The sequence below is a fragment of the Corynebacterium sp. H113 genome, from assembly GCF_037572315.1.
Taxonomy (GTDB): domain Bacteria; phylum Actinomycetota; class Actinomycetes; order Mycobacteriales; family Mycobacteriaceae; genus Corynebacterium.
This window is the reverse complement of the sequence record NZ_JBBHKZ010000001.1, coordinates 156061-179084: the sequence shown is the minus strand read 5'-3', so window position 1 is coordinate 179084 and position 23024 is coordinate 156061. Positions and strand designations below refer to the sequence as shown.

At 57.3% G+C, this 23024-nt stretch carries 17 protein-coding genes; 11 read left to right on the top strand and 6 right to left on the bottom strand.

Features of this window, described 5'->3' with window-relative positions; genetic code table 11:
• Positions 1-4 precede the first annotated feature (4 nt).
• Positions 5-877 (top strand): PPK2 family polyphosphate kinase, encoded by an 873-nt coding sequence (locus WG938_RS00785; protein ID WP_339976586.1) that lies wholly within the window; start codon positions 5-7, stop codon positions 875-877.
• Here WG938_RS00785 and WG938_RS00780 read toward each other — a convergent pair.
• The 5 genes from WG938_RS00780 to WG938_RS00760 all read right to left on the bottom strand — a co-directional run bounded on the left by WG938_RS00780 (position 810) and on the right by WG938_RS00760 (position 6265).
• Positions 810-2096 (bottom strand): glycosyltransferase 87 family protein, encoded by a 1287-nt coding sequence (locus WG938_RS00780; RefSeq protein ID WP_339976584.1) that lies wholly within the window; start codon positions 2094-2096, stop codon positions 810-812. The genes WG938_RS00785 and WG938_RS00780 overlap by 68 nt on opposite strands.
• Positions 2097-2149: 53 nt before the next feature.
• Positions 2150-4033, bottom strand: a complete 1884-nt coding sequence (locus WG938_RS00775; RefSeq protein WP_339976582.1) for a glycosyltransferase — start codon at positions 4031-4033, stop codon at positions 2150-2152.
• Positions 4034-4100: 67 nt separating this feature from the next.
• Positions 4101-4613 carry a GtrA family protein gene (locus WG938_RS00770; RefSeq protein WP_339976580.1) on the bottom strand — a complete coding sequence of 171 codons (513 nt, stop codon included), beginning with the start codon at positions 4611-4613 and terminating at the stop codon, positions 4101-4103.
• Between the two features lie 11 nt (positions 4614-4624).
• Entirely contained in the window at positions 4625-5551 is a 927-nt protein-coding gene (locus WG938_RS00765; RefSeq protein ID WP_339976578.1) for a hypothetical protein, read from the bottom strand.
• Positions 5552-5641: 90 nt separating this feature from the next.
• Positions 5642-6265: a hypothetical protein gene (locus tag WG938_RS00760; RefSeq protein WP_339976576.1), complete on the bottom strand. Its 624-nt coding sequence runs from the start codon at positions 6263-6265 to the stop codon at positions 5642-5644.
• Between the two features lie 45 nt (positions 6266-6310).
• Here WG938_RS00760 and WG938_RS00755 point away from each other — a divergent pair, with 45 nt between their 5' ends.
• The 6 genes from WG938_RS00755 (at position 6311) to WG938_RS00730 (ending at position 15562) form a co-directional block, all read left to right on the top strand.
• Positions 6311-6547: a hypothetical protein gene (locus WG938_RS00755; protein WP_339976574.1), complete on the top strand. Its 237-nt coding sequence runs from the start codon at positions 6311-6313 to the stop codon at positions 6545-6547.
• 64 nt (positions 6548-6611) lie between these two features.
• Positions 6612-8081: an FAD-binding oxidoreductase gene (locus tag WG938_RS00750; protein ID WP_339976572.1), complete on the top strand. Its 1470-nt coding sequence runs from the start codon at positions 6612-6614 to the stop codon at positions 8079-8081.
• Positions 8082-8121: 40 nt separating this feature from the next.
• Positions 8122-8883: a decaprenylphospho-beta-D-erythro-pentofuranosid-2-ulose 2-reductase gene (locus WG938_RS00745; RefSeq protein ID WP_339976570.1), complete on the top strand. Its 762-nt coding sequence runs from the start codon at positions 8122-8124 to the stop codon at positions 8881-8883.
• A 101-nt stretch (positions 8884-8984) separates the two neighbouring features.
• The gene (locus WG938_RS00740) at positions 8985-10985 is read left to right on the top strand and encodes a galactan 5-O-arabinofuranosyltransferase (RefSeq protein WP_339976568.1); all 2001 of its coding nucleotides are present in this window, start codon (positions 8985-8987) and stop codon (positions 10983-10985) included.
• Between the two features lie 100 nt (positions 10986-11085).
• Positions 11086-14490, top strand: a complete 3405-nt coding sequence (locus WG938_RS00735; protein WP_339976566.1) for an arabinosyltransferase domain-containing protein — start codon at positions 11086-11088, stop codon at positions 14488-14490.
• A 91-nt stretch (positions 14491-14581) separates the two neighbouring features.
• Positions 14582-15562, top strand: coding sequence for a TIGR00730 family Rossman fold protein (locus WG938_RS00730; RefSeq protein ID WP_339976564.1), 981 nt, complete (start codon positions 14582-14584; stop codon positions 15560-15562).
• Positions 15563-15638: 76 nt separating this feature from the next.
• Here WG938_RS00730 and WG938_RS00725 read toward each other — a convergent pair whose 3' ends face one another.
• A complete protein-coding gene (locus WG938_RS00725) occupies positions 15639-16736 on the bottom strand; it encodes a glycoside hydrolase family 25 protein (RefSeq protein ID WP_339976562.1) in 1098 nt (365 codons plus the stop codon).
• 115 nt (positions 16737-16851) lie between these two features.
• Between WG938_RS00725 and WG938_RS00720 the strand changes: the two genes are divergently transcribed.
• The 4 genes from WG938_RS00720 (at position 16852) to WG938_RS00705 (ending at position 23024) form a co-directional block, all read left to right on the top strand.
• Positions 16852-18834, top strand: coding sequence for a M13 family metallopeptidase (locus WG938_RS00720; protein ID WP_339976560.1), 1983 nt, complete (start codon positions 16852-16854; stop codon positions 18832-18834).
• 104 nt (positions 18835-18938) lie between these two features.
• A complete protein-coding gene (locus WG938_RS00715; protein WP_339976558.1) occupies positions 18939-20615 on the top strand; it encodes an FAD-dependent oxidoreductase in 1677 nt (558 codons plus the stop codon).
• 82 nt (positions 20616-20697) lie between these two features.
• Positions 20698-21873 (top strand): YihY/virulence factor BrkB family protein, encoded by a 1176-nt coding sequence (locus WG938_RS00710; protein WP_339976556.1) that lies wholly within the window; start codon positions 20698-20700, stop codon positions 21871-21873.
• A gap of 5 nt (positions 21874-21878) precedes the next feature.
• Positions 21879-23024: an isocitrate/isopropylmalate family dehydrogenase gene (locus tag WG938_RS00705; RefSeq protein ID WP_339976554.1), complete on the top strand. Its 1146-nt coding sequence runs from the start codon at positions 21879-21881 to the stop codon at positions 23022-23024.

Below are 23024 nucleotides of genomic sequence, written 5' to 3'. Positions count from 1 at the left end.
GTCTATGGCACAGTTCACATTTGAGGACATCACCGACCGGCTCCGCGTCACCGACGGTTTCTCGTTGGCCGACATCGACCCCGCATCCACTCCTGGCATCGAAGCCAGCAGTAAGAAGAAGGATGTAGACAAGGTCATCGACAAGCTTTTCGACGACTACGACAACGAACTCGCCGCACTCCAAGAAAAGCTCTTCGCCAACGGTCGCGCAGACGTGGCTAATACCGGCGCCGTCCTCCTGGTACTGCAGGGCATGGACACCTCCGGCAAGGGCGGAGTGATCCGCAAAGTCTTCGAGGTCTTCGATCCGCAGGGCATTGACTCTGTCGGCTTCGGCAAGCCAACGGAAGAAGAGCGCAAGCATGACTTTCTGTGGCGTATCCGCCCCCATGTTCCAGAGCCGGGATACATCCAGGTGTTTGACCGCTCACACTACGAGGACGTCCTCGTGCAGCGTGTCCACGACATGGCGCCTGCCGACGAAATTGAACGTCGCTACGGTGCAATCGTCGACTTCGAGAAGGAACTTACTGATCGGAATGTGAAGGTCATCAAGGTGATGCTGCACATTTCCAAGGAGTTCCAGAAGGAAAACCTCACCGAGAGACTAGAAAACCCGGAGAAGCACTGGAAGTACAACCCGGGTGATATCGACGAACGTGGCCACTGGGATGAGTACCAGGAGGCCTACGAGATTGCTATGCAGCGCACCTCGACCGAAGATGCACCGTGGTACTGCATTCCTAGCGACAACAAGCCGTATGCACGACTCGTCGTCAAGCATCTGCTTCTCGACGCTCTGCGTAGCCTCAACCTCTCGTGGCCTGAGGCAACGTTTGATGTTGAGGCTGAGAAGAAGCGTCTGGAGCAGGCCTAAGCGGTTCCACCGAGGTGGAATCTGCGGGAGCTTCCAGCGGGCGGAGCGTCGACTCGGACGGCAATTTGTCGTTCAGTGCGGTGAATAGCACCAGCATGTAGAACAGGAATGACACTTCGCCCTGGAGGCTGCCCCACGCAGCAATGTGGATGGGCACGTCTTGGTAGCCGTCGGCTGGGAAAATTCGGTATGGCGCGATCGCGTGAGCAAGCCACACCGCCAGACCGGCAAGGAATGGTCGGAGCTCAGCGACCAGTAGCAGTGGCACACCAGCAGTGATAATTGCCCAGTGGTTGCCCACCGAATACGGGCCAAAAATCATAGCTGCCATGCCCACCATGAACAGAGCAGTCACATGATTGCCGTCGCGGGTGAACTTCCACGCTAGGTAAATGGCGGTGATCACGCCGAATACAAACAGCACCTTGATGGTCAGTTCCAACGGTTCGCCGGATAGACCGAAGCGACTGAGAACGCCGGACATCGCCTGATTCGATTCGAACGTTGGCCGTCCGGCGCGATCCTCATCGAGAACTTGCTTAGTCCAGAAATACACCGAATCCTTCGGGCGGAGTAAGTGGCCGAGGAGGGCCGTCACAAAGAACCAAGCAGCGGACTTTACGACGTTGCCCCACTGCCCACGCACCAGGAACAACAGCGCAAATGCTGCTGGGGTGATCTTGATACCTGCGGCAATGCCAATGCCCAGGCCACGCAGCTTCTTGGGGAGGAAGCCGAGCACGTCAGCGACCACGAAAAGCGCGAGAAATACATCGATCTGTCCGTAGATGAAGTCGCGTCGCAGCGGGTCAATGGCCATTGCTACGCCCATCAGCAGGAATGCGACCAACCATGGTCGGGTCATCTGCAATCGCTTCGCGACCATCACCAAGATGAGGAAGATGGATAGTAGCGTTGCTCCGGCCCACATCAGCTGCATCGGTGGTCCCGACGTGAATGCCAACGGGTAAAACAGTAAGGCCGCAAACGGCGGGTAGATAAACGGGAACGACGTAAAGGTCCGGAATTCTGGACCATACAGCGGGGCGTTGTTCTTAAACGCTATTCCTGCATCGCGGAAAACATGCAGGTCAAGATTGAACCCAGAATAGGCTTCGTGCAGCCGATAGCCGATCATTCCGATGGAAATGAGTGCAGCGAGAATCCACAACGGATATTTCCATCGGGCACTGAGCGACGCGATTCTTCTATAAAGCACCCGGACGAGTCTAGGGCACGTACTAGTGACGTGCCACTACGACGGGCACCCCTTTAAGCGTTGAAGAACGGCTCCCAGTTTTCCTCCGACACCAGCTTGTCGGCAGCGGAACGCCACTGCTCACGAATGGTCTCCCACTCGTTGGTCAGACGGCGCGTCACGCGAATCATCTCGTTGCGCAGCTGCTTTTCCTTCTCGGTGTCACGCACCAAATGATGTACGCCTGATTGGGAAGCATCGGTCACCCACACTTCGTCGAACTGCGAGATATGCCACCAAAACGCATCTTCGTACGCAATTGCCACTGGACCTGGACGCTTCTTGTCCATCTGGGTGTAGGCCACACGCTTGGCCAGTACCTTATTCTCGCTGGCGATTTCCCGCGTCGGTGGGCGTACTGGGGTCAAACCACCTGGCATGTGTGCGAGTGGCAGCAGCTTCGTCTCTGCGAAGTCACCTCGCCCCTTGCTAATCCTTGCGAAATCGCCCTGCGACGCAGCATCCAGTACTGATGGGCCGGTCAGCATATCGCGGACCGCTTCCAGCTGCGTCCATGCCAAGCCGTAGCGCATGGATACCAGGTTGGTCAGAATACGACGCGACACAACATTTGCCATGTCCTTCGCTGAGACATCTCCATGCATGGCCGCAGCGATCAGGCCATTACGCAGGCCAAAGTACTGCGCTGGGTTCTCGATGTCCTTCCAATAGAAGTCCGCATGCCACACAGCAGCACCTGGAATGGTGTCCGTTGTGTAGCCCGCCTTAGCTGCACGGAAGCCAAAATCAATGTCGTCGTACTGGAAGAACAATGGCAGCGCGAGGCCGATTTCCTTAATGACCTGCGACGGAATCAGACACGTCCACCACGCGTTGTACTCGACTCCGAGACGGCGCAGCTGATGATGTTCACGAACATCCTTATCTGCCAGTCCATACACAGGGTCGTTCTCGCACACCGTGAGGTTCGCCCAGTTGTAGGTTTCACCCGTACGGAACAAGTTCGTTGGGTTGTACAGGAACAGCATCTGCGCGCCAAGCAACATTGGCTTTTCTGCGCAGCACGCCAGCGCCGACAGTCGCAAGGTGGTTTCCGGTTCTGGACGAATGTCGTCGTCGGTAAGCAGAACCATGCAATCACCAGCAGCAACCGCATCTCGCATACCGCGCGAGAAGCCACCCGCACCACCGAGATTCGGCTGGGCTACAACATTGAGTCGATCACCGAGCTTCTCCTGCGCCGCGGCGAAATCTGCTTCATCGGCTGGGTGCTTGTCGCCCTGGTCAACGACTCGAATAGTGCGCACGCGCTCCAGTGCAGGCAGATCCTCCGCCAGCGTTGCGACGGTTCGCGCGCAGTCAACCGGACGGTTGTAGGTGCAAATGACCAGGTCGGTAGGAACGTCGTTGCGAATCGCCGAGGTCGGTACTGTGAAGCGGACATCGCTAATGCGGGCGCCTTCTTCCTGCGTATCAAACTGCAGGAAGATCGCACCACCGTCTGCGAATCGGTCCAGTGGCACCCGCAATTCGACATCTTCGTTGACGTTGACCAAGCGGTCCTCGTCAGCAGTTCGGTTGCCGTCCACATCGCTGCCACCAGCAGCCCACGAGTCCTCCATACGGATGTGACCGCCGATGTCTTCCGTCAATGCGAGCACACGAGCTGCGCCCACAACGCGCGCACGAATGATGACCTCGTCCACCGTGGTCCAGCGCTGCCAGTGCGACGCGCGGAAACGACCGAAATACGTGTCGGTGGTAACGACGGTATGAGGACCCATCGTGAGGCTCGAACGAGAAGACTTCAACGAACCGTTGTCAGAGCCGGCGCCCTTGGCGTTGAAGTAAAGCTCAGGATTAACCCACTCTGCAGGAGGGGCAAACAAAACACGTTGGATGGTCAGTTCGTCGGTACTCGTTGCAGCTGTATTCACGGCCCCAGGTTATCCGGTAACCGGGGTCTTTTCAGTAAAGGCAACCCCGCGAGCCAGATAGTTTCGGCTACTTAACTCTGAAAATAACTGTTCGCTGAACAATAAAGTTGATCACCGTTGCCACACCCTGGGCGACCACGAATGATGCAGTATCAACCCAGAATCGCGGCCAACCCCACATGTCTTCGAATACAAGTGGGCTGTACTTGTACAACTGCGTCTGAATAATGAACGTCAGGATATACAGCACTGCCACCGCCAACGCCCGCTTCGTCGATGGTTCCGATTTGAACGTCCACCTGCGGTTGATCATGTAGGCAGTAATCGTTCCGAACACCCAACCCAACGGCTTTGCGACGGTGTTCCTATCCAACCCAAGCCCATAGTTCAGAATCAGCGTCAAGCCAAAGTCAACGACAGCGGCAATCACGCCGGAGATGAGGAATCGAACCATCTGCACAATCGCGCTGTGCTCGTCCCTTGGCTTCGTCGCCAATGGAGCACTCGCAGACTCTTCAACAAAGAAGCCGTCTGCCTGTGAGTCCTGGGAATGATGAGAAGGTGTCGTTGGTTCCTGCACGAAATGGGAGTTTACATGCCCTCGCGAGCACGAAGCGCTTCGCGCAGCAGATCGAGTTTCGCGACTGGACCCAATGATTCCTCACCACATAGCCCGTACTCCTCTAATACGGCCAACGTGTCAGGGCACAGCTCATCGACATCTTCGCCCGTGAGTGGCTTCCCGTCGTCCCTCACCCAACCGATGGCATCCATGACGTGTGCGGACACATCATGACGAACATCCTCCGTGGTCAGGGCGGACAAGCACAGCAATGTGGTGAGAGCCGCGTCGAAGCCCGCCGGGTCGTCGTCAGGCGATTCTGCTGGGAGCGCTGACATATGAGCTGCGGCATCCAGCAATTCCGGGTCTTCGAGTGAACACTCGCGACGCAGATCTAATGCTTGCAGCAGAGGAACGAATTCGAAGACACCCGAACGTTCAATGAGATCGACAACCTCTCTGCGTGCGGATGCCAAAGTCTTTTGGATGGACTCTTCGCCCGTGAGCTCTTCATTGATTGCCGCGATGTCAACTGTCGGGTCAGCGCCTGCCTGGAACAATGCAGTGACGTTGCCAGAACCACCGATGCACAGGGCATCTGGTGTTGCCTCGTCGCGAGCGAATGCTTCCCGAACTTCCAGCACATGTGGCCACAGTCCCCAATACCACGTCACGCGGTCGCCCGGGTCTTGCAAAATATCGCCGACCAGTGCGCTCATCGGCAACACGACATCGTCGGCAATTGTGAACTTCGTCGGGGCATCTTCGCCCCGCCAGCCGAATAGAATACGGAGGTCCCGGCCGAACTCTGCCAACGTCAGTTGATCATTCACACCAAACTGGCGCTGTACGCTCACCGGCTCTTCCGTCAAAGTGGCACCGACAATAAGCGTGGCAGGTTCGGTGGCCACGCGCACGCCTGGAAAGGCGATGACATTGTCGGTATCCAGCGACATACTTCCAGGGTACTGACCTCAGTTCACTAGCGTCGTCGACTCGAACCCCCTACCACCGCTTTTATGACAAATACAGCGCCAAACCTCCCCCTATGTTCGAGGCTGCTCCCGGTACACCAGCGGTACATTCCGAGCGTCCTTACCCCACGGCTCGATCAGGAATTTACGGCGCTTACGCTGTGATTCCACCTCAGCCCACTCGGCCACGAGCTTTTCCACTCCACGCGCCCACGCCAACGCTTCTCCCGCGACTGGCTCCCCCACATGTTCGAACGGGATTGGTTCGATGTCCGACACCTTCGGAAACCGCGGATCGGTCAACTTCTCGCGCCCCGGCTTCGCTTTCTCGTCTTTCACCTGCTGCTTCAACTCAGCGATGTGGCTGCGAATTCCCGCAACAGTCGCTTCCGCATCCACAACCGGCACACCGTGTTGAGTTAGGGCTTGCTTCACGACGCCGTCGGCAAGCAGATCCACCGATATCGGCAGCACCGCCGTACCCGTGAGGATTGCGCGAAGAGTATCGGCGGCAACGTCAGCTTCGGGATCCACCAACCACGCACCAGACAACCGATCGCTACCGAAGTCAGCGACCAAAACCACATGCCAAATAGCCACCGGATTCGTGCCAGAGACCACAGCCAAAATGGACGGTGCCGTTGACGGGGCCGTTGACGGGGCCGTTGATGGTGTTGCAGTAGCCGTTTCACTCATGCTGAAAACAATAGCTGGCAGCGCGGATTGGGTAACGTCATGGACATGTTCGGCCTTTTCAAGAAGAGTAAGAAGTCTCATTCCACGTTCCATGAGGCAGCAGCGCATACGGATACGCCTCTGTCGAATGAGATGACGATCCTGATGGCTCAAGAGTTACCAATTCTCGACAGCGCAAGCCGTATCCGTGTCCATGAGATTCTGCGGGAATACGATGGTCCGGAAATTACGCGTCAGGAAGATTTGCCTGCAGAGATCAAGGTCATGCTTGGTATTGACTAGCCGTGGGTAGTCAGTGGGCGAGGCAACCTGCCGGGTCGGCGTTGCGGGAGTAGCCTCGGAAGCAATGTCCACGAACAATAACGGCACGTCCGGCACCGACGCTTCGACCGGTGCATTCGGAGCCATCAACACAGAAGCTAGGACCCTGACCGGCTGGGGCCGCACCGCGCCAACTACCGCTGAAGTGCTGTCGACCCCTAACTTGGAAGAAATCGCTGCCGCAGTTCGCGCTGTTGCTGAACAGAACGACAGCAAGCCAGCTCACCTGCGCCGTGGTGTCATCGCCCGTGGCATGGGCCGTTCCTACGGTGACCCTGCTCAAAACTCCGGTGGTTTGGTCGTCGATATGCAGGCGCTCAACCACATCCACTCCATCGACCCGGAATCCGCGATCGTTGACGTTGATGGTGGTGTCACCCTCGACCAGTTGATGAAGGCAGCTCTGCCTTACGGCCTGTGGGTTCCTGTTTTGCCTGGTACCCGTCAGGTCACTATCGGTGGCGCTATTGGCCCAGACATTCACGGCAAGAACCACCACTCCGCTGGTTCCTTCGGCGATCACGTTGTTTCCATGGAACTGCTGGTTGCCGACGGCCGTATTCTGCACCTCGAACCAGAGGGCTCTGCCGACGACCCAGACGGATCGCTGTTCTGGGCAACTGTCGGTGGTATGGGTCTGACCGGAATTATCGTCCGTGCGAAGATCCGCATGACCAAGACGGAAACCGCTTACTTCATTGCGGACGGCGACCTCACGCAGAACCTCGACGAGACCATCGAGTTCCACTCCGATGGTTCCGAGGTCAACTACACGTACTCGTCGGCATGGTTCGATGCCATTTCGCCAGAGCCAAAGCTCGGTCGTGCAGCTATTTCACGTGGTTCCCTGGCTACCTTGGCGCAGTTGGAAGAGCTCAACCCGAAGCTGGCAAAGGATCCGTTGAAGTTCAACGCTCCCCAGTTGATGACGGTGCCAGATATCTTCCCATCGTTCACCATGAACAAGCTGTCCATGATCGCTATTGGTGAGCTGTGGTGGCTGAAGTCCGGTACGTACAAGAACCAGGTGCAGAACTTGACGCAGTTCTACCAGCCACTCGATCTGATCGGTGAGTGGAACCGCGGCTACGGCAAGAAGGGCTTCCTGCAGTACCAGTTCGTCGTACCTACCGACGCCATCGAGCCATTCAAGCAGATCATCCGCGATATCCAGAGCTCCGGCCACTACTCGGCACTGAACGTGTTTAAGCTGTTCGGCGAAGGCAACCGCGCGCCACTGTCCTACCCAATGCCTGGTTGGAACGTCTGTGTTGACTTCCCAATCAAGCCAGGCCTGGGCCAGTTCCTCGACGAGCTGGATAAGCGCGTCATGGAATTCGGTGGCCGCTTGTACCTGGCCAAGGAGTCGCGCACGTCGGCAGAGAACTTCCACCAGATGTACCCAGGCATGGAAGGCTGGCTGGCCACGCGCAACGCAATCGACCCAACCGGCGTTTTCCAGTCCGACATGGGTCGTCGCCTGGAACTGCGCTAGACCTTTAGAACACCGTCGCAAAGACAGTAAGGAACTTTTTATGATCAACGCCGTAGGTGTTCCACAGTCGATCCTGGTGCTGGGTGGCACCAGCGAAATCGGACTGGCAATCACCGCTGAATTTCTGAAGAAGGGCCCAGCCAAGGTCATCCTGGCAGCACTTCCAAACGACCCAATGCGCGAGGAAGCTGAAGAGAAGATGAAGGCTGCTGGCGCGTCCGCAGTGAAGTTCATCGACTTTGATGCAACCAAGTTCGATACTCACGAGGCTGTCGTCGAAGAGGCATTCTCGGAGGGCGATGTCGACATCTGCATCGTGGCATTCGGCATGCTCGGCGATGCTGAGGAATTGTGGCAGGACCAGCGCAAGGCCGTTCTTGCCTGCAACATCAATTACACCGGTGCAGTGTCCATGGGCGTTTTGGTTGGCCAGAAGTTCAAGGCGCAGGGCCATGGCCAGTTCATTGCCATGTCGTCCGTTGCTGGCGAGCGTGTTCGCCGTTCGAACTTCGTCTATGGCTCCACCAAGGCTGGTCTCGACGGCTTCTACTTGAACCTCGGCGAGGCTCTGGAAGAGTACGGTGTCAAGACTCTGGTGATCCGACCAGGTCAGGTCCGTACCCGCATGTCCGCTGATGTTGATGAAGCGCCTCTGACTGTTAATAAGGAAGATGTCGCGAAGCTTGCTGTGAAGTCGGTCGAAGCTGGCAAGACTCTCGTATGGGCTCCGCCTGCATTCCAGGCTGTGATGATGGTGCTGACGCACATTCCTCGCCCAATCTTCAAGAAGCTGCCAATCTAAGTAGCAATCCAATGAACAAAAGCCCCAGCCACACCGCTGGGGCTTTTTCATGTGTGTTCACCCGCTGCGTCTGAATTCGGCTCTTATGAAACACTTAGGGTATGACCGAACCTGTCACTGCCCGCGCTGTGAAAGATCACGCCGTAAAGGATCCCACCGTAAAAGATCCCAGCGTTCCAGAGTTCTTCACCGACGAGATTTTCGCCGACGACCAGCTTTCTCTGAAGCACACTGCCATTGGCATGGTCGCGGCCGCAATCGGTGGCGCTGTCCTCGCTTTCGTGGCGTGGTTTGTACTGCATCGTCTGTCATTGCCTGCGTTCGGTGGGTCGTTGTTGACTCGGGCGGTGTCGTCGGCAGGTTCAGTGGTGGTTCTTGTTGCTACCACCGTCTTGCTGTACTTCTTTGCGACGCGCGGTAAGGGCAACCGGCCTCGTTGGCTTGAATTAGTCACGTATGTGGTCTCGTATCTTGCGCCTGCTGCACTGGTGGTGACTGCGCTCGCAATTCCGCTGGGCTCCACACGCCTGTACTTGGACGGAATTAGCGTTGACCAGGAGTTTCGCACCGAATACTTGACCCGGATGACGGCAGAGTTCGGGCTCAACGACATGTCGTACATTGATGTCGCGAACTTCTACCCTGCGGGCTGGTTCTTCTTGGGTGGCCGTTTCGCCAACCTGTTGGGTATTTCTGGCTGGGAAGTGTTCCAGCCATGGGCATTGATCACACTCGCGACAGCAGGTTCTCTGCTCGTTCCAGTCTGGCAGCGGCTCAGCGGTTCCCTGCCGGTTGCGGCTGCAATCGCGCTGGTCACCACCGCGGTCACGCTGAGTATCACGGCTGACGAACCGTATGCGGCGGTCATCGCAATGGGGCTGCCAGCGCTAGCTGTCCTGGCTAGTCGTGGCCTGGCGGGCGCCTGGTCGGCAATGGCCGGAGTCATTGTTTTCCTTGGTGTTTCTGCGACCTTTTACACGTTGTTCACCGCCATTGGTGCGTGCATTGTCATGGCGATGGCAGTGGCAGTAACCGCTACGCAGCGATCATGGGTGCCGTTGCTGCGCTTGGCAATCATGGGTGTTGGATCCCTGTTGATAGCTGCCACCGTGTGGGCACCGTACGTCCTCGCAGTTCTCACCGGCCACCCACGATCTGGCGCGACGGCAACGCATTATTTGCCTGAGTCTGGTTCCCAGATTCCGCTCCCGATGTTCGCGGCCAGTGCCATTGGCCTGCTGTGTTTGCTGGGCGTGATGTGGCTCATTGGCCGCGCGCTGGAACCTGACACTCGGGCGCTCGGTGTCGCTCTCCTCGTTATGTATGGCTGGGTTGTTGCATCAATGATCGCCACGCTCGGCGGCCAGACTCTGCTCGGCTTCCGCCTCAGCGCGCCTATCACGATGTTGCTTGCGGCCGCCGGCGTGTTCGCAATCGCCGATGCAAAGTTGAATGGCGTCGAGCGTTTCTGGCCACAAGCAGCACCCCCTGAGGTCGCACGAAAAGTCAGCGCTGTGTTGGCTGTCGTCGTCGTGCTCGTGGGTATCAATTACGCGCAGTCGATTCCGCAGCGTCTGCATGGCCCCATCGATCTCGCCCATACCGATACTGATGGCTTTGGCGAGCGCGCTGACAAGTTCGCGCCCAACGCTGGCCGCTGGTACGGCGAGGTTGATCAGACTTTGCGTGATGCTGGGCTGGAGCCGTCGCAAAGCGTGGTACTTTCCGACGAACGCAACTTCCAAGCATTCTTCCCGTGGTATTCGTTCCAGGCGTTGACGAGCCACTATGCAAACCCGCTGGGTGAGTTTGACAAGCGAAATGTCGCCATCGAGGATTGGTCAAAGCTGAAGAACGCGGACGAACTGGTCGCAGCGATGGATGCCGATCCGTGGCGTGGGCCAGATGCCGTTATCGTGCGAGGCGACCTAGAAGACAAGGACAGCCCGTACACGATCGATATTGCCGACGATATTTATCCGAACAATCCGAACGTGTTGTTCCGCGGCATCGCGTTTTCACCAAAGCTTTTCGACGAGCACTGGGATGCTACCCAGGTCGGACCATTCATTGTTTTGGTTCGTACTGCGTCCGTTGGGTGACCACATCAAGCTGTTACTGATGTGACCCTTGTTACGATTTTCAACAATTGTTACATTTCAGTATTAGATTACCCGCACCTGTATCGTAGTATCGGTAAATGTGTGTGCCGAAACTACCGAAATCAAACGTCGCCCTGATCCTGACGATCAGGTAGTGACCGTCGACCGAGTAGAGCGACCTCCGATGGATGGCCCTATGCCATCCAAAGGCATTCAATTGTCAGCGATCCTGGCAGGATTGATTGGTTTCCTCTGCTTCGTCTCGCTGCCGTTCTTGCCAGTCACTCAAACGCAGTCAACGTTGAGTTGGCCTCAAAACGGCTCTGTGAACTCCGTCGATGCTCCCCTTGTCGCGCAAGCGCCGATCTCCTTGTCGGCGTCTTTGCCACTCAGCGTCGTCGATGAGCTTCCAGAGAAGCGCGCTGTACTTCTCGGCACTCTGCCCCCTACTGCGAAGAGCCCAACTGAACAGGGCATGCAGGTGCGTAAGACCGACGATAGCGTCGATGTCATCTTCCGCAACAAAGTTGTGCTCTCGCTTACCGACGACGAAGTAAGCGCCAACCGCGACAAAATGCTGACGGTGACTTCTGACGAAACTCAGACCGTCGCAAAGGTCGAGGGTGCAAAGGGCAAGGATGGGAACCCTCTGGAGGGTATTTCCCAGGAAGACCTGCGTCCTCAAGTCACTGGTATCTACACCTCACTGAAGGACGATGCCACGGCGCGCGAAGCTATTGGCGACGGACTGAACGTCTCTATGGAGATCGACAGCCGTTATACGTCGAAGCCGACGATCGTGAAGTACATCGTCATGTGGCTTGGCCTGCTGCTGACGCTCGCATCGTTGTGGACCTTGTGGAAGATCGATCAGATCGATGGTGCGAAGCGCACCCCTTGGTTCCGCAAGGGCGGCCTGCGTCCACGTCCGCTGGATTGGTTGGTCACCGGAGTGCTGGTGTTGTGGCACTTCATTGGTGCAAACACATCTGACGACGGCTATATCTTTACGATGGCTCGCGTTTCCGAGCATTCCGGATACATGGCGAACTACTACCGTTGGTATGGCGCACCGGAATCTCCATTCGGCAGCCCGTACTACGACCTCCTGGCGTTGATGGTCAAGGTATCGACTGCCTCCGTATGGATGCGTCTGCCTGCACTGGTCGCTGGTTTGGCTACCTGGTTTGTTATTTCCCGACTGATTTTGCCTCGCTTGGGCAAGGCAATTAGCCAGCGTCGCGTGGCCTACTGGTCCGCAGCTGGTGTGCTGCTCGCGTTCTGGTTGCCATACAACAATGGTCTGCGCCCTGAGCCAGTTATCGCACTGATGGCACTGCTTACTTGGGTATTCATCGAGCGAGCTATTCTCACCCGTCGCCTGACCCCAGCCGCTATTGGTGTCATTGTGGCGACCTTGGCACTGGGTTCCGGCCCAACTGGCCTGATGGCAGTCGCAGCTCTGATTGCTGGTCTGCCAATGATCGCCCGCATTATTGTGGAGCGTCACCAAGCTCTCGGTGGTGGCTGGCGCGCACCACTGATGCAGTTGGTCCCATTCATGTCTGCAGGCACCGCAATTTTGGTGGGCGTTTTCGGTGATCAGACACTGGCGTCGGTGTTGGAGTCCATTCGTGTGCGTGGCGCCATCGGCCCTTCGATGAAGTGGTACGAAGAGCCTGTTCGCTACTACTGGCTGCTGCTGCAGTCGGTGGACGGCTCGTTGACACGTCGTTTCGCAATGCTGGTGGCTCTCCTCGCATTGGTCATCACAATCGCAGCCCTGCTGCGTCACCGCACCGTGCCTGGTGCGTTGGCTGGACCGGCAACTCGTCTCGTGTTTGTGTTCGCTGGCACGATGTTCTTCCTGACCTTCACGCCTACCAAGTGGACTCACCACTTCGGTGTGTACGCAGGCATCGCCGCTGTGCTGGCTGCTCTGGCAGCGATGGCCATTAGCCACTGGGCAGTGGGCTCTCGGCGCAACCAGGTGTTGTTTGCTGGTTTGACCCTGTTCCTCATGGCATACGCGCTGACCGGCATCAACGGTTGGTGGTACGTCGGTTCCTACGGTGTGCCATGGTTCGACAAAACCATTCAGTACCGTGGTTACCAAGCAAGTACTTTCGTTCTTGCTTTGGCACTGTTGACACTCTTCGCAGGCGCAGTTTTCGCTTTCATTGAGGATGTAAAGGGCCGACCACAGAAGCCATCGAGTTTGGCAGCACGCATGCGACTCGGCACAATCGCAGCATCGCCAATCGCAGCAGTATCGTTCGCGATGGTTCTATTCATGCTGCTGAGCCTCGGCAAGGCTTTCGTTTCTCAGTATCCTGCGTACAGCATTGGTTTGGGTAACGTCCGCACCCTGACGGGCAATACCTGCAACCTTGCCTCCGACGTGCTTATGGAAACTGATACCAACGCTGGCTTCTTGAAGCCTGCAGACGGCAAGTCACTAGGCGAGTCCCTGGATCCAAAGAAGCAGGCCAAGGGATTCACTCCAAATGGTGTTCCAGACGACATGGTCGCAGACGCAATTTGGGTCGATGATGGCCAGTCCAATACCGCCAAGGACGAAAGCGAAGGTGGAGCAGACGACGCGAATCCAAACATCATCGGCGGCGGCACCGGCGAAGACACTGATGGTGGTACGACCAAGAACACGGGTGTCAACAAGTCGAAACTAGCCCTGCCATTCGGTCTGGATCCAGAAAAGGTGCCAGTCCTCGGCTCCTACTCGTCGGAAATTCAGGTGCCATCGAAGATGGAAACCTCGTGGTACGAACTTCCAGAGTTGACGGAAGACACCCCTATCCTCGTCGTCACCGCAGCCGGTCGTATCTACCACCACGACATCAACGGTGTTGAGCAGCAGGGTCAGAAGCTCGTCGCTCAGTACGGTCGTGGCAGTGGCGACAAGTTCGAGGTCATGGCAGAGGCAGAGCCTACTGACATTGGCCCGAACCCAGTTTGGCGTAACCTGCGTTTCCCAACGAAGGACATCCCAGAGGGCGCCAACGCAGTTCGCCTGGTAGCTGAAGACACCGACTTGGCTGAAGGCGCATGGCTCAGCGTGACTCCACCTCGCGCAGCAAAACTGCAGCCGATGACCGAAGTCATTACGGAAAACAATCCATCAATCATTGACTGGCCAGTATCGTTCCAGTTCCCTTGCCAGCGTCCGTTTGACCACTACGCTGGTGTGGCTGAACTTCCGGACTACCGCATCATGCCGGACCGTCCACTCAAGGTGTCCGGATCTGACACTTGGCAGTCGATTGCTGGTGGTGGCCCGCTTGGTTGGTCTGACGCTATGAACGAGTCCATCACTGTCCCTACCTACCTCAAGGACAACTGGGCGCTTGACTGGGGTTCCGTCGAAAAGCGTTCCCAGCGTAAGAACGATGATGGAAAGACTCCAGATGTCGCAAAGATTCAGTACGAAGAAGTCACACGTTCGGGCTTGTGGAAGCCGGGACACATGATTGTGAAGTCTGAATAAGTCGCCAGAGTCCCGTCCGGGGTGTTACATGGAAACATGTGGCACCCCGGATTTTTTGTTTGCCCTGCCTCATCCGCGAAGGAGTGCATCGATGATTACCGTCGCCGCCATTGTCGTGACCAATGACGATGGGCATGTTCTGACTGTCCGCAAGCGTGGCACCGATCGATTCATGTTGCCGGGCGGCAAGTTCGAACCCGGCGAATCAACGGATCACCCGGAGGTCACTGCCCTCCGCGAGTTCGAGGAAGAGCTCGGCGTTGCCCTCTCCCCCACTCTCGTCAGGCCGTGGGGCATCGCGAGGGATTCCGCAGCGAACGAACCAGGCGAGGAAGTCGTTGGCTTCCATGTGCGTTACGACGGCCCGACCCCCGAGGTCGCTCCCCGCGCCGAGATTGCGGAAGTGCGGTGGGTTGATCCTCACCACCCGACTGGCCGGTTGGCACCGATGCTGGTGTCGTACACGTTGCCGAAATTGAGTGGCGAAAAGGATCGCGGACCTCGGATTATCGAATCAGTCACGGTCTTTTGTGGTTCCAGCTGTGGCGACAGTCCGCTATGGCAAGAGACAGCCGCTGAGCTGGGTCATGTTTTGGGACGAGAGCGCATTGAGTTGGTGTACGGTGGCGCGTCGTGCGGTTTGATGGGTACGGTCGCAGCCGCCGCGATGAACGCGGGTGGAGAAGTTGTTGGGGTTATGCCTCGGGTGCTCGGAAATCGCGAGCGGACTCACCACGGACTGACGCGCCTCGAAGAAGTAGAGACGATGGCAGAACGTAAGCATCGCATGTACGAACTGGGGCAAGCGTTTATTACCCTGCCGGGTGGCGCGGGAACGCTAGAGGAATTCTTTGAAGTGTGGACGCAGCAGCATATCGGCATGCATGCGAAACCAGTTGCATTGCTCGGGCCAAATGGTTTTTGGCAACCATTGGTCGATCTGCTGCGCAACGTCAGTAACCACGGTTTCATCCGCAGGGATCTCGTGGACGCGCTCATCGTTGTCGAATCCGTCGACGAGCTCCTGCCCGCGCTGTCCGCATGGACAAGTCCGGGCACAAAGTGGACCTAACCACAGTTAATCAGACATTTGTGGGAGCCAGCTTCCCCTCTGGCTCCCACACTGCTCGCTTTACGACGGCTCGTAATTAACGAGTTGCGCCGGCAAGCAGTGCGAGAACGTCAGCGAGGGCTGCGTCGTCAGCCATCTCTTCCAACAACTCCGTTGGAACGTGGGCACTATCAGAATTTGCGCGCTGAATGTAGGTCAGCAGCACGCCAGCATCATTGGCGTTCATGCCGATGCTGTCGGCGACCTTCATGAATTCGCCTGCATTAACGTCGCCGGAAAGCTGGTCGAGGATGACGTCGATAAGCTCAGATGATGCCTGCTCATTTGGCTCTTCAAGCGAGCTATCTGGAACGGTGACGTTAGGGATCTCAGGAAGTGCAGGGATTTCTGGAATCACTGGTGCCGGTACAGACTCACCTTCGGTGACGCCACCAGTGGTAGCGAATGCTTCGAGGTCAGAGGCTGATCCGTTGAAGCGGTTACGGTCCACGACTACACCAATGCCTGGTACGCGACCAGTCTCGGAGTACTGCCAGAAAGTCAGGTCAGACCAACCACCTGGAATGTCCGTTGGCGGAGTGTCCTGGTATGCAGCAAGCCACAGTGGGTAGTTGGTGAAGTCCGAGGAGTTCGCCATCTTGTTCTGCCAGAACCAACGGTAGGTGTAGACCATTGGCTGCTGCCCGGTCTTTTCTTCAACGCGGTTCAGGAACGTCTTGGTCCACGTCACCAGCTGGTTCGGGGTGAGTCCGTTGTCCAGTTCGATGTCGAGGACTGGTGGGAGCTTCCTTGCGTCGTCAGGCTGCGCTGCCAGAGCGCGAGCGTAGGCATCTGCCTGCATTTCTGCTGGCAAATTCGGGTGCGCCTTGTGGTAGCTACCGATGATCAAACCAGCCTTCGCTGCCGCTTCGGTATCTGCGCGGAAGTATGGGCTTTCACCTTCGACACCGTCAGTTGCCTTGATGAAAGCGAACTTCTCGCCACTAGCTGCGACGCGCTTCCAATCGATGGATGCTCCGCCGGGACGCTGCCACTTCGATACGTCCACACCAGTTGGTGCCGAAGAGTCCAGCGCGTATGCCGGAACAACGGTGAGAGTGGTGAAGGTAAGAGGAAGGGCTGCTGCGAGGGCTGCGATGGTGCCCGCGGTGCGTCGGCTCTGTCGGAACTTCATGGTTTCGAACTTTACACAACATCGCCACATTCGTCACATCTTTAACATCAGCCACATCAGCTTCAGCCTTTTTGGTGTCGCCCGATCAATCCGCACCTATCCCTACACTGGAACCATGACTAACGACGCTCGTACCTACCCAACTCCCACGGACGATCTGTACCTGCATGTCAATGGCGAATGGATCGACTCGCACACGATTCCTGCAGACCGTGCAATTGACGGCGCTTTCCACAGCCTCCGGGATGACTCCGAGAAGGATGTCCGCACCATCATCGAAAGTGCGCCGGAGGATTCACGAATTGGCACGCTGTACAGCTCGTTTATGAATACGGAGGCGATCGAGAAGGCCGGAGTTTCTGCCCTGAGCACCGATTTCGCCGAGATCGCGGTTGACACCAAGGAGGATCTCGCTCTTGCTTTAGCCCGCCTGGATCGCGTCGGCATTCTCGCCGCAGCTGGCTATTGGATCGAGAAGGACTCCAAGTCCAACGAATCTATGTTGTACCTGCTGCAATCTGGGCTGGGACTGCCGGACGAGGCCTATTACCGCGAGCCCAGCCACGCCGAAACTCTGCAGAAATACCAGGAGCATGTCGGACGCATGCTGACTCTCCTGGTTACGGCTGCAGAAAACGAACATGTCGACGACGTCGTAAAGCAGTTACTCACAGCTACCAATGCCAACGCCGAGGATGCAGCGGCACGCATTATCGAGTTGGAGAAGAAGATTGCAGCTGGACATTGGGATGTCGTGGCGAAACGCGATGCGCTGAAGACGTACAACTTGACGGCGACGGCAGATTTGCCAACGACGTTCCCGTGGGCGCAATGGCTGCGAGCCACGGGCGTGGAGGTAGAGAAGTGTGTCGTAATGATGCCAAGTTACTTCGAGGACTTCGGCACGGTATGGACAGAAGCTGACCTTTCGGACCTGCAGCTATGGGCACTGTGGCGCATTCTGCATGGCCGGGCACCATATTTGCCCGAGGTGTTTTCGAAGGAAAACTTCGATTTTTATGGGCGCTCTCTGTCCGGCGCGGAGGAGCAACGCGACCGATGGAAGCGTGGCGTGGGCTTCGTTGAGGGTGCCGTTGGTTTCGAAGTTGGTAAGGAATATGTTGCTCAACACTTCCCGCCTGAATACAAGGCACAAATGCTGGAGCTCGTGGATTATCTGCTGCAGGCATACCGGGAACGCATCACCAATCTGCCGTGGATGACCCCAGCGACCCGTGAGCGTGCACTGGAAAAGCTGAGCCTCTTCAAGGCGAAAATTGGCTACCCAAATTCGTGGCGCGATTACTCCGCGCTGCAGGTCGGCCGCGATCTGCAAGCAACTGACCTCATGGGCAATGTGCGTGCGACTAGCAGGTTTAGCCATGAGTACGAGCTTGCCAAGTTGGGTAAGCCGGCTGATCGCGACGAATGGTTTGCGACTCCACAAACGGTGAATGCCTTCTACAACCCGGTGGTCAATGACATCACGTTCCCAGCCGCAATCCTGAAGCCTCCATTCTTCGACCCAGAAGCGGATATGGCCACCAACTTTGGTGCCATTGGCGCGGTGATCGGCCACGAGATTGGCCACGGCTTCGACGACCAAGGTTCGCAGTACGACGGCCACGGCAACCTCAACCAGTGGTGGACTGACGAAGACCGAAAGGCTTTCGAGAAACTCACCGCACAGCTTGTTCACCAGTTCGATGGCCTCGTGCCAACCGGCTTGAAGAAGCTCGGCGAAGAGGACGCTGGGGTCAACGGCAAGTTCACCCTGGGCGAGAACATCGGCGACCTCGGTGGACTCGGCATCGCAGTTGTTGCTTACCGGCGTTGGATCGCCGACCACGGTGCCGAAGCCGGAATCGAAGACACACCAGAGTCGTACCGAGGCATGTTCCTGTCCTGGGCTCTGGTGTGGCGCACTGCTATTCGCCCAGAGCTCAGTCGCCAGTACTTGGCCATCGACCCCCATTCACCTGCAGAATTCCGTTGCAATGTCATCGCCACCGATATCGACGAGTTCCACGAGGCCTTCGGAACCCAACCAGGTGATGGCATGTGGCGGGAGCCGTCGGAACGCGTTCATATTTGGTAACGGATTCCCCCACATTTACCCCCCTACGGAATATACCGTCAGGGGTATAAAGTTGTGGGAGGAAAATCCGAAGTGCACCAAGTCCACAGGAGGACACTCTTCTTATGACCACCACTGTTATCGTCGGCGGCGTTGCCGGCGGCATGTCTACTGCTGCACGTCTCCGTCGTCGTGACGAAAACATGGACATTATCGTCTATGAAGCTAGCGAAAACGTATCGTTCGCTAACTGCGGTCTTCCTTATTATGTCGGCGGCATTATCCCAGAGCGTGACTCCCTGTTGCTGCAGACCCCAGCTGCACTGAAGGCACGGCTCAACCTGGATGTCTTCGTATCGCACCGCGTGACCAGCATTGATCGCGATGCAAAAACCGTGACCGTCAAGAACCTGACCACTGGCGAAGAGAAGACCCAGGGCTACGACTTCCTGGTCCTCTCCCCTGGTGCAACCCCATTCATGCCACCAATCCCAGGCATCGACCGCGCACTGACCTTGCGCACTGTTGAGGATGTGGACCGCATTGCGGAGGCCGTCGCAAAGCAGTCGCCACAGTCTGCTGCGATCATCGGTGGTGGCTTCATTGGACTCGAGCTCGCAGAGAACCTGCACCACCGCGGTATTAAGACCACCATTGTGGAACGTGCACCTCAGATCCTTGCGCCTTTGGACGAGGAGATGGCGGGCATCGTCATGAAGCACCTGCGTGACGCTGGTATCGAGGTCATCCTCAATGCTGACACCAAGAACATCACCGACTCTGTCATGGAGGTCGAGTTGCTCGACCGCGACAACAATAAAGTCGGCGACGCAACCGTCGATGCCGAATTGCTCGTCGCTGCAATCGGTGTCCGCCCAGAATCCTCCCTGGCCAAGGACGCAGGTCTGGCAGTCGGCGAGCGCGGTGGCATCAAGGTTGATCGCCAGCAGCGCACCTCCGACCCAGCCGTCTTCGCGCTCGGCGACGCTGCAGAAAAGGTTGATGCCATTTCCGGCGAAGATACGATGGTTCCGTTGGCGCAGACCGCGAACCGCCACGGTCGCATGGTTGCGGACATCATCACCGGTCGTGACGAGGAAGCTCAGCTGACCCTCGGCACCGCAATCGTTGGTGTTCTGGGCATGGCTGCCGGTTCCGTTGGTTGGAATGAACGCCGTGCTCGCCAGGCTGGCAAGAACGTTCGTTGCGTCCACATCCACCCAGGTAACCACGCGGGTTACTACCCAGGTTCCGAGACCGTGCACCTGAAGCTCGTTGTCGATGCCGACACCGATGCCATCTTGGGTGCCCAGGGTGTTGGTGGAGAAGGCGTCGACAAGCGTATCGACGTCATCGCTACCGCCATGCGCGCAGGGTTGAAGGCTTCTGACCTGCAGAACCTGGAACTCGCGTACGCGCCACAGTTCGGCTCGGCGAAGGACCCAATCAACTTCCTGGGCTTCGTCAACGACAACGCTGTCAACGGCGAGAACTTGGTGCAGTGGCACGAGCTCGAAGATTTCATGGCTGACGAGAACAACGTCGTCATCGATGTCTCGACCGCGGAAGAGTACGCAGAGCACGGCATTGACGGCACCATCCTCGCTCCAGTCGATGAGCTGCGCGAGTGGATCGCCGCTGGCAACCTGGAACCACTGAAGGGCAAGAACCTGTTGCTCATTTGTTGGTCGGGGGTCCGTAGCCACGTCGCTGCAACCGCGTTCCGCCCATATGGCTTCCAGCCTTCGAACCTTGCTGGCGGCATCATGACCTACGAATTTGGTCAGTACGCACGCGCATAGCTCGCGCCTAACCGGCCAGACCCTCTGAGCGTTTTACGATGACGGTGGTCGATCTATCGTAAACCTGCTCGGAGGGATTTTTGTGGCTCCGTCGGTCCACATTCCGGAGACGCTGAATGCGGCGGAGTCCGAAGACACCGTGAATGCTCGCGGTATGAAGAAGCTGCCCTTCCCCGGTTTCGCGGGTATGCGGTACGCGCTGAAGCGGTCACTCGTCGAGTTCTGGTTTGAACATGGCCTAGACCGCGCGGCGACACTCACATTTTTCACCGTGCTCACGGCCTCGCCAGCGCTGCTCGCGGTCTATTCCATTGCAACGCTGGTCTTGGCGGACTACTCCGCTTCAATCGTTGCGCTTACCGACGACTTCGTCGCCACGTATATCCCCGATCAATACGGCAAATATGTGACTCGGATTGTGAACATCATCATTGGTTCTGCGAAGAGTGGCCTCGTTGCGTTGACGATCGGCATTTTGATGTCGCTGATCTCGTCGTCCGCGTACGTCCGCGCGTTTTCACGCTCCGCCAACGCTGTGTATCGCGTGAGTGAAGGCCGCTCGCTGATTGAATATCACGCAATCATGCTGGCCACGACGTTGGTGATGTTGGTTGGCTCCTTCGGCCTGATTCTGTCAGTGGCAATCAACCGCAGTTTGGTGACGGGGTTGCTCGAACCGCTATCAGACACACTCAACATTCGAGACACGATCACGTTCTTGCTGAATGGCTTTTTTCCAGTATGGGATTGGATTCGCTGGCCAATCATCGTGCTCGTGCTGATGGTACTTATCGACGCCCTCTACTACGCAACACCCAACGTGAGGCAATGTCGTTTCCGCTGGTTAAGTACGGGTTCTGCAGTTGCCATCGTCGGTGTGGCCATCACCGGATGGTTGCTGACCGTGTATTTGGCACGCTTTGCCAGCTTCAATCCGTATGGTGCGATGGGTGCTGTCATCGCGATGATGGTTGCACTGTGGGTCATCAATGCCATGCTGCTGTTCGGTTTCAAACTTGATGCTGAGATCGAACGAGTCCGCCAGTTGCGTGCGGGGATCCCTGCGGAACGGCATATCCAACTTCGTCCGAAAGCTGTCGGGGCAGCAATTGCGGAACAGAAGATTCACCAGAATCTCATCAACAAAGCCACCGAGATCCGCATGAAGCATGAAGATATCGATACCGCTGAGTTCGAGGCAATGCAGCCCGATGCAGCCGAAACCGACCCCGCCATGCACGTTGCTCCGCCACAATAGGCAGCATGGTTTCCCCTCAGTCCTCACAGTCCCCGCAGACTGCGTCCATTGCGCTTTTGCCCGGCGACGGCATCGGTCCTGAAATCGTCACCGCTACCCTGCCACTTTTGCGCGAGCTCTTTCCCTCATGGTCGTTTACTCACGCGGACATCGGCTGGGACTGCTGGTGTGCTGAAGGCGACCCGATTCCCAAAGCCACGTGGGACATTCTCGACTCTGCAGATGCCGCGCTGATGGCAGCAATCACGTCAAAGCCAGCTGCTGCAGCGCAAGCAGAACTTGCACCTGAGCTACGCGACCAGGGATTTGTCTACCGATCTCCGGTGCTCCAGCTGCGTCAACGCCTCGATCTTTTTGCCAATGTTCGTCCCATCTCCGCGCCGGCTGAGGCTGATGAGTCATGGGAGTTCGTCGTCATGCGAGAAAATACGGAGGGGTTGTATTCGCACGATATGTGCCTTGATGAGCATCCTGAACTGCACAAACTGATTTCGGACGACGTGACCGTGCGGGAATCGACACCTGCGGAAACTGCAGTCGCTCTGCGCGTGACCACAAAGTTCGGATGGGAACGGTTACTGCGGCGGGCCGCGGAGACTGCCGTGCAGCGTCACGACCAGGGTGCACCCGGCGCGACATTGACCGTGACTATAGCGGAGAAGCCGAATGTGTTGCGTGAATCCGGTGCGATTGTGCAAGCGGCGATGGACACGGTTGCTGCCGAGTTTCCGCAGGTCACGTTCGAAATGGAGAATGCCGATGCCGTCGCCATGTACATGGTTTTGCAGCCCGAGCGTTTCGATGTCATTGCCGCCGAGAATCTCATCGGCGATGTGCTGAGTGATCTCGGTGCAGGTCTCATGGGTGGGCTCGGCCTGCCAGCATCGGCGAACATCGGCGAGAATTTTGCCATGTTCGAGCCCATCCACGGTTCAGCCCCAGATATCGCTGGGCAGGGAATTGCGAATCCTTCTGCGTTCCTGCTGTCTGCGGCGATGTGCGCGGAGCATCTGGGCACGCACGTTATGGCTGCTCAGTCGCTGCGTTCTGCGTTACGACGAGCCCTCGCCACGCATCCCACCCCGGACCAAGGTGGGACCGCGACCACAGCAGAATTCGTGGCCACGGTACGTGCTGAATTAACGAGCTGA

Coding starts and splice junctions, on each gene's coding strand:
- WG938_RS00705 (WP_339976554.1), top strand. CDS start 21,879: ATGGTTTCCCCTCAGTCCTCACAGTCCCCGCAGACTGCGTCCATTGCG.
- WG938_RS00750 (WP_339976572.1), top strand. CDS start 6,612: ATGTCCACGAACAATAACGGCACGTCCGGCACCGACGCTTCGACCGGT.
- WG938_RS00745 (WP_339976570.1), top strand. CDS start 8,122: ATGATCAACGCCGTAGGTGTTCCACAGTCGATCCTGGTGCTGGGTGGC.
- WG938_RS00740 (WP_339976568.1), top strand. CDS start 8,985: ATGACCGAACCTGTCACTGCCCGCGCTGTGAAAGATCACGCCGTAAAG.
- WG938_RS00730 (WP_339976564.1), top strand. CDS start 14,582: ATGATTACCGTCGCCGCCATTGTCGTGACCAATGACGATGGGCATGTT.
- WG938_RS00755 (WP_339976574.1), top strand. CDS start 6,311: ATGTTCGGCCTTTTCAAGAAGAGTAAGAAGTCTCATTCCACGTTCCAT.
- WG938_RS00725 (WP_339976562.1), bottom strand. CDS start 16,736: ATGAAGTTCCGACAGAGCCGACGCACCGCGGGCACCATCGCAGCCCTC.
- WG938_RS00760 (WP_339976576.1), bottom strand. CDS start 6,265: ATGAGTGAAACGGCTACTGCAACACCATCAACGGCCCCGTCAACGGCC.
- WG938_RS00715 (WP_339976558.1), top strand. CDS start 18,939: ATGACCACCACTGTTATCGTCGGCGGCGTTGCCGGCGGCATGTCTACT.
- WG938_RS00765 (WP_339976578.1), bottom strand. CDS start 5,551: ATGTCGCTGGATACCGACAATGTCATCGCCTTTCCAGGCGTGCGCGTG.
- WG938_RS00720 (WP_339976560.1), top strand. CDS start 16,852: ATGACTAACGACGCTCGTACCTACCCAACTCCCACGGACGATCTGTAC.
- WG938_RS00785 (WP_339976586.1), top strand. CDS start 5: ATGGCACAGTTCACATTTGAGGACATCACCGACCGGCTCCGCGTCACC.